Source organism: Achromobacter sp. UBA4530 (genome assembly GCF_002388205.1).
Classification (GTDB): Bacteria; Pseudomonadota; Gammaproteobacteria; order Burkholderiales; family Burkholderiaceae_B; genus Achromobacter; species Achromobacter animicus.
The window spans coordinates 187,307-194,512 of record NZ_DGMA01000011.1 but is presented as its reverse complement, the minus strand read 5'-3'; the positions used below and the strand labels follow the sequence as shown (position 1 = coordinate 194,512).

Below are 7,206 nucleotides of genomic sequence, written 5' to 3'. Positions count from 1 at the left end.
CCGGAGCCTTCGGCCACGAAGACGGGGTAGATCAGGTCATTGACCGTCAGTGCGTTCTCGCGCACCAGACGGCGGGTGAAGTCGTCGCGGCGCAGGCGGCGGGGGCGGGAAACCGGAAACTCAGGAGTGATGATCTGCGGGTTCATGGTACGACCTTGGGGGAAATCCAATTTTCGATGTGGGCGCCGGCTTCTTCCAGGCCGATGCGCTCGGGCGCCGAGAAGGGAATCGTGTGCAGCGCGCCGATGTCGGCCAGGTCCTTGCGGACCGAGAACACGGTGCGCATGCGCTGACCGTACGGCAGCTTGTCGGCCTTGGTCAGCAGCGCCAGCACCGGGCGGCCGGTGGGGGCAATGAAGTTCGCCAGACGCCGGTCCAGTTCTGTCACGCCGCGGCGGATGTCGATGAGCAGCACGATGCCGACGAGCGACTCACGGTCGCGCAGGTAGCCGCCCAGGATGTCCGCCCACTTTTCCTTCTCGTTGCGGGCCACGGACGCATAGCCGTAGCCGGGCAGGTCGACCAGATAGCCGATGTGGGCTTCCGGGTCCAGCGGGTCCGGCAGGCCGAACATGTTGATCAGGCGTGTGCGGCCCGGCGTCTTGCTGGAGAACGCAAGGCGGCGCTGGTTGCACAGCACGTTGATGGACGTGGACTTGCCGGCGTTGGAGCGGCCGACAAAGCAGACCTCGGGAGCGCCGGCGGGCGGCAACTGGTCGAGGCGAGCCGCGGAAGTGAGGAAGGAGGCGCGATGTAGGAGGGACACGGATGGCTTTCGATACGGTTGGTTTCGAGCCCTATTGTATAATCCGGCGTTTGCTACAGTGGTCCCCGTGCGCGGAGCCGTCTTTTTTGCTTACTGTTTAGCTGTCATCCAGCCGATAAAAGCCCCTTTCGGGCAGCGCTGACGCAGCTTCGCAGAAAGATCGCAAGCAGGACAAGCAAAACAGGTTCGATACGGTTTTACTGCGAGTGCGGGCAGGCGTGGGCGCCTTTTTGCGCCTTGATCGATGTGATCGTCGAGGTCTTCATGAAGCGTGTGCTGTCCCGGATGTTGGTTGCGAGCGGGCTGTTGCTCGGCGCCTCCGCCCTCTCTGCTACGAGTTTCGCCGCCAATGGCGCTGCGGGCCCGGCCAAACCAGATGCCGCCAAGGGCGGTCAGCTGTTTGACCAAGGCGACGCGGCCCGCGGCATTATTGCCTGTGCCTCCTGTCACGGCGCGGCGGGTAACAGCACCATTCCGGTGAACCCGAACCTGGCCGCGCAGCCGCACGAATACCTGGCCAAGCAGCTTGCCGACTTCAAGGTGAAGGAAGGCGCCAAAGCGCCTGTTCGCAACGGCCCGGGCGGCAATCCCAGCCCCATGACCGTCATGGTGCAGAACCTGACGCCGGCCGACATGCAGAACATCGCGCTGTACCTGGCAACGCAGCCGCTCAAAGAGCCCGCCACGGCTGGCCATGAGAATCTGGTTGAGCTAGGTCAAAAGATCTGGCGTGGCGGTTTGCCAGACCGCAACGTCCCGGCTTGCGCGGCATGCCATTCTGCCAATGGCGCCGGGATTCCCGGTCAGTACCCCCGTCTGTCGGGCCAGTTCCCCGTGTACATCGAAGAGCAACTGAAGCTTTTCCGTAGCGGCGACCGCAAGAACGACGTCATGCATGCCATCGCGGACCGCATGTCGGACGCCGACATCAAGGCGGTGTCGGATTACGCGGCCGGCCTTCGGTAAACGATCGGCCGCAACGTGCGCGGCCGGTCCGCGTTGATGCAACTTGCGCGTGCCGGAACCTCGTTCCGTCATGCACTGTCTATGAGGGGGGTAGCCGATAGCGCGGCCCCCCTTTTTTCATGAATTCGACTCGAACCCACTCCCGCCCCTCTTTGCGCAGCCTGCCAGGCGATCTCTTTGAACTTCTGGGTTCGATGCGTTTTGCCGTCAGCCTGCTGATGTTCATCTGCGTGGCCAGCCTGGTGGGGACGGTGCTGCAGCAGAACCGCTCGTCCAACAACTACATCGACCAGTTCGGCCCGTTCTGGTTTGAAGTGTTCGACAAGTTCTCCATCTGGCACGTCTACAACAGCTGGTGGTTCCTGCTGATCATGGGCTTTCTGGTCGTGTCGACCTCGGTGTGCCTGATCCGCAATGCGCCCAAGATGCTGCGCGACGCCCGGTCATTCCGCGAGCACGTGCGCGAGGGCAGCTTGCGCGCATTCCCGCATCGCGTGGAAACCACCGAGCCCACCGGCGTGCCGCAGACCGTGACCGGCCTGAAGGCGCTGCTGGGCCGCATGGGGTATGCGGTGCGCGTGCGCGAGGACCAGGATGGCGTCCTGCTGGCCGCCAAGAAGGGCAGCGCGAACCGCCTGGGTTATGTGTTCGCCCACGCGGCCATGGTCATCATCTGTATCGGCGGCCTGCTCGACAGTGAACTGCCGGTGCGCCTGCAGGTCATGTTCGGCGGCAAGCAGCCCATCGTCGACAACATGCTGATCTCCGAAGTGCCGGAAAGCGGCCGCCTGTCGGTCAACAACCCGAGCTTTCGTGCCAGCGTCCTAGTGCCCGAGGGCGGCCAGGCCAGCACCGCGGTCGTGATGGTGGGTGATGGCGCCCTGGTGCAGCCGATGCCCTTCACGCTCAAGCTCAAGAAGTTCGTCGTCGACTATTACTCCACCGGTATGCCCAGCCGCTTCGCCAGCGAAGTCGAGGTCACGGACCCGGACACCGGCAAGACCTTCGATTCCACCATCGAGGTCAACGAACCGCTGCGCTTCAAGGGCATGACGGTCTATCAATCGAGCTTTGACGATGGCGGCAGCACGGTCGCGCTCAAGGGTTATCCGCTGGTGGGCGCCAACGACGCCACGTTCTCGGTCGATGGCACGGTCGGCAAGACCAGCGAGCTCACCGCGCAGACGGCCAAGGGCCCGCGCAGCATGGGCATCGAGATCACGGCCATGCGTCCCATCAACGTCGAAGACCTGACCCGGGGCGACCCCAAAGGCGCCGACCAGAGCTTTGCCGAACACGTGGCATCGGTTGCCGGCAGCGCGGCCGGCAAGAAGAACGAGAACCTGCGCAACGTCGGGCCCAGCGTCGAGTACAAGCTGATCGACGATGCGGGCCAGGCGCACGAATTCCAGAACTACATGCTGCCCGTCGAGCTGGACGGCGCGGCCGTGTTCCTGGCCGGCGTGCGCAACAACGCGTCCGAGCCGTTCCGCTATCTGCGCATTCCGGCCGACGACGACAGCACCATCGCTGAATTCATGCGCCTGCGCGCCACCCTGGCCGATCCGGCCGCGCGCAAGGAAGCCGCCCGCCGCTTTGCCGAACGCAACAGCCCGTCGGGCGCGGACCGCCAACCGCTGGAGACCGCGGCAGAGCGCGCGCTGGACACCTTTGCCGCCGGCGGCCTGCAGGCCGTCGCGGCTTTCCTGCAAGCCAATACGCCCGCCCCGGATCTTGAGCGCGCGGCCGATGTCGTGATCCGCCTGATCGGCGCCAGCATGAACGAATTGCGCGCCATCGCGCGCGAACGCGCGGGTCAGCCGCCCGTGCCCGTCGAGGGCCAGGAGGGCGAACGCGCGGCGGTGTGGTCGCGCCTGGCAGTGGCGGCGCTGTCCGACCTGACCGTCTACCCCGCGCCGGTGTTCCTGTCGCTGGCCGACTTCAATCACGTGCAGGCCAGCGTGTTCCAGGTCAGCCGCACCCCGGGCAAAAACACGGTCTACCTGGGCAGCCTGCTGCTGGTCCTGGGCGTGTTCTCCATGTTTTACATTCGCGATCGTCGCGTCTGGATCTGGGTCAAGCCGCAAGGCGGCGGCAGCAGCGTCCTGGCGGCCATGACGTCTCAGAAGCGTACACTTGACTTCAATCAAGAGTTTGAACGCTTCAAGCAGGCGCTGCTGCGCCAGAAAAAAGGGTCCTGAGGTTATTTATGTCCACGACGACCACCACGCAACCCCCGTCGCCTGAAACGCTCTGGCAGGACGCCTTATCCGAAACCGGCGACAGCCGCGCGCAACGCGGCAAGCCCGACTGGACCGACATCGTCTTCTTTTTGCTGCTGGCAGCGGGCGCGGGATTCGCGCTGACCCGCTACGGGCACGCGATGGACTACTACGAGAAGATCATCCTGTGCGGCACGGTGCCCGCGGTGGCCTGGCTGGGCTGGCTGTGGCGGCCGCTGCGCCGGTTGATGATCGCCTGTGCGATCTCGTCGGGCCTGGCGCTGATGCTCTATGGCACCGACCTCGCCCGCGCCGAGCAGGTGTTCTTCCTGAAGTTTCTGTTTTCTTCGCAGTCCGCCATTCTTTGGATGAGCGCGCTGTTTGCGCTGTCGATGGTGTGCTACTGGATCGGCCTTTTCAGCCCGACGGCCGCCTGGCTGGGCACGGCGCTGAATTGGGGCGCGGTGTTTGCTGGCGTCACGGGCCTGCTCGTGCGCTGGCGCGAGGGCCATCTGATGGGTCCGGACCTGGGTCATATCCCGGTCAGCAACCTGTATGAAGTCTTCGTGCTGTTTTGCCTCATCACGGCGCTGTTCTATCTGTACTACGAACGCAAGTACGCCACGCGCGCGCTGGGCGGCTTCGTGATGCTGGTGGTCACCTCGGCCGTCGTGTTCCTGCTCTGGTATTCGTTCACGCGCGACGCGGGACAGATCCAGCCACTGGTGCCCGCGCTAAAAAGCTGGTGGATGAAACTGCACGTGCCCGCCAATTTCATCGGCTACGGCACGTTCTCGCTGGCGGCGATGGTGGGCTTTGCGTACCTGGTCAAGCAGCACGGTCAGACCACGTCGTGGGCCAAGCTGGCGCCGCTGTTCATCCTGGGCGTGTTGCTGTGTGCCGAGCCGATGGTGTTCCGCACTGATGGCTTGTCGGCCACCTGGATGCTGTACTTCGGCGTGGGCGCGGTGATCGTGGGCGCCATTCTTCTGGGCCGCCGCCGCATCGCGGAGGCGCTACCCTCGCTGGAAGTGCTGGACGACATCATGTATCGCGCCATCGCGATCGGGTTCGCCTTCTTCACGGTGGCCACCATTTTGGGGGCGCTGTGGGCGGCCGACGCGTGGGGCGCGTACTGGCAGTGGGACCCGAAGGAAACCTGGGCGCTGATCGTCTGGCTGAATTACGCGGCCTGGCTGCACATGCGGCTTATCAAGGGCCTGCGTGGCGCGATGGCTGCCTACTGGGCGCTGATAGGCCTGTTGATCACGGGGTTTGCGTTCCTGGGCGTGAACATGTTCCTGTCGGGCCTGCACTCGTACGGCCAGCTTTAACGCCGCGAACATCCTGGCAGACGAACGAAGGCCCCTGGATGCAGGGGCCTTTGTCTTTTGCGCGACGCCCGTTCAGGGTAGCAGCGATTCGCCGCGAAGCTGGTCCGCCAGGGTTTCGCGCTGGCGCACGACATAGTATTTGTCGCCGTCGACCATGACCTCGGCGGGGCGCCCGCGCGAGTTGTAGTTGCTGGCCATGGTCATGCCGTAGGCGCCGGCCGATTCCACCGCCAGCACGTCGCCCTGGCGGATGGTCAGCAGGCGCTGTTTGGCGAGCCAGTCGGCGCTTTCGCACACAGGGCCGACGAGGTCGTATTCGGCGGGGTCGCCGGCGCGCGGGTGCAGCGGTTGCACGCCATGGAACGCGTCATAGAGCGCCGGGCGCAGCAGGTCGTTCATGGCTGCGTCGACGATGGCGAAATTGCGGGCTTCGGCGTGCTTGATGTACTGGACGGTGGTGAGCAGCACGCCGGCGTTGCCGACGAGCGAGCGGCCCGGTTCCAGCACCAGTTGCAGATGACCTTGGCCGCGCGCGTTCAACCGTTCAAAAACGCGGTCGAGCAGGACGCGGGGCGAAGGCGGCGTCTCGTCCAGGTAGCGGATGCCCAGTCCGCCGCCCAGGTCCAGGTGTTCGATAGGGATGCCCGCCTGTTGCAGACTTTCGATCAGGTCCAGCAGCTTTTCGAGGGCATCGAAGTAGGGACTGATGTCGGTGAGCTGCGAGCCGATGTGGCAGTCCACGCCGACGATCCGAAGACCGGGCAGCGACTGCGCGGTGCGGTAGGCCTCGAGCGCGTCGCCGATGGCGATGCCGAATTTGTTTTCCTTCAGGCCGGTCGAGATGTACGGGTGCGTGCGGGCGTCGACGTCCGGGTTCACGCGCAGCGACACGGGGGCGCGCAGGCCCATGTGTGCCGCGACGTCGGACAGGCGGTGCAGTTCGTCGACCGATTCGACGTTGAAGCACTTTACGCCAGCGCGCAGCGCATCGCGCATTTCCCAGGCCTGCTTGCCCACGCCTGAGAACACGATGCGGGAAGCATCGGCGCCGGCGGTAAGCGCGCGATGCAGTTCGCCGCCGGACACGATGTCAAAGCCGGCGCCCAACCGCGCAAATTCGCCGAGCACGGCCAGATTGGAGTTGGCCTTCATGCCATAGCAGACGAGCACCGGACGCGGTCCGATGGCGCTGCAATAGGATTGCCACGCGGCTTTCAGCGCCGCGCGGGAGTAGACGTAAAGGGGTGTTCCCAACCGTTCGGCCAGATGGTCAAGCGGCACATCTTCGGCGTACAACACATTATTGCGGTACTGGAAGTAGGGATGGCCGGCCAGGTCTGGCGGAGTGGGGAACGGTGGCGTCATGGGAGGGTCGGGGCCGGAGGGATCTGCACCGGCGGCGCGGTCTGCTGCGTACTGGCCGGCGCCTTGCTGCCTTCAGGGGGCGGAGGCATGGAGAGCGGCCCCTTGTACCCGCAGGCCGCCACGATGCCGGTCGCCATGAGCGTGGCTACAATGCGAAGAGCCATGCGGCTGTATGCCAATTGGAACACTGGGAACTCCGTAATTCTTGCAGGCTCGATTATGACCGAAACCGAATTTCTTGCGTTGATCGACCAGGTGCTGGACAGCATCGAAAGCCAGGCCGATGACTGGGCGGCTTCGCTCGACGTCGATGTCGAAACCAGCCGCAGCGGCAATGTGCTGACCATGGTTTTCGAGGACAACACCCACGTCGTGGTGAACAGCCAGGCCGCCATGCAGGAGCTGTGGGTCGCCGCGCGCAGCGGCGGCTTCCACTACCGCTTTGATGGCCAGCACTGGAACGATACCCGGGGAGGACCGCAGCTGCCGGACGCCCTGTCTCAGATCTGCTCCGCTGCCGCCGGCGTCCCCGTGACGATACGGCTGTAAAAAA

7 protein-coding genes and 1 pseudogene are annotated in these 7,206 nt (G+C 64.7%); 4 read left to right on the top strand and 4 right to left on the bottom strand.

Annotation, left to right across the window (positions count from 1 at the left end; all coding sequences use genetic code 11):
• Window positions 1-146: pseudogene (locus B2W22_RS12765) on the bottom strand (porphobilinogen synthase); the annotation flags it as partial.
• Window positions 143-766: a ribosome biogenesis GTP-binding protein YihA/YsxC gene (yihA, locus tag B2W22_RS12760; RefSeq protein WP_056571052.1), complete on the bottom strand. Its 624-nt coding sequence runs from the start codon at window positions 764-766 to the stop codon at window positions 143-145. The pseudogene B2W22_RS12765 and the gene yihA, both read right to left, overlap by 4 nt.
• 264 nt (window positions 767-1,030) lie before the next feature.
• Between yihA and B2W22_RS12755 the strand changes: the two genes are divergently transcribed.
• From B2W22_RS12755 to ccsB, 3 genes are all read left to right on the top strand, one after another.
• Window positions 1,031-1,732 (top strand): c-type cytochrome, encoded by a 702-nt coding sequence (locus B2W22_RS12755; protein ID WP_175124857.1) that lies wholly within the window; start codon window positions 1,031-1,033, stop codon window positions 1,730-1,732.
• A gap of 119 nt (window positions 1,733-1,851) precedes the next feature.
• Window positions 1,852-3,933: a cytochrome c biogenesis protein ResB gene (locus tag B2W22_RS12750; protein ID WP_175124775.1), complete on the top strand. Its 2,082-nt coding sequence runs from the start codon at window positions 1,852-1,854 to the stop codon at window positions 3,931-3,933.
• An 8-nt stretch (window positions 3,934-3,941) separates the two neighbouring features.
• The gene (gene ccsB, locus B2W22_RS12745) at window positions 3,942-5,288 is read left to right on the top strand and encodes a c-type cytochrome biogenesis protein CcsB (protein WP_175136918.1); all 1,347 of its coding nucleotides are present in this window, start codon (window positions 3,942-3,944) and stop codon (window positions 5,286-5,288) included.
• 72 nt (window positions 5,289-5,360) lie between these two features.
• On the opposite strand, the gene lysA is transcribed toward ccsB, so the two are convergent.
• Entirely contained in the window at window positions 5,361-6,653 is a 1,293-nt protein-coding gene (gene lysA, locus B2W22_RS12740; RefSeq protein WP_175136917.1) for a diaminopimelate decarboxylase, read from the bottom strand.
• Complete coding sequence (gene lptM / locus B2W22_RS12735; protein WP_239216358.1) at window positions 6,650-6,817, bottom strand: LPS translocon maturation chaperone LptM; 168 nt, start codon at window positions 6,815-6,817, stop codon at window positions 6,650-6,652. The genes lysA and lptM overlap by 4 nt, the downstream gene beginning before the upstream one ends.
• A 55-nt stretch (window positions 6,818-6,872) precedes the next feature.
• On the opposite strand from lptM, the gene cyaY reads away from it, so the two are divergent.
• Window positions 6,873-7,202 (top strand): iron donor protein CyaY, encoded by a 330-nt coding sequence (gene cyaY / locus B2W22_RS12730; RefSeq protein ID WP_175124771.1) that lies wholly within the window; start codon window positions 6,873-6,875, stop codon window positions 7,200-7,202.
• The last annotated feature ends 4 nt before the right edge of the window (window positions 7,203-7,206 follow it).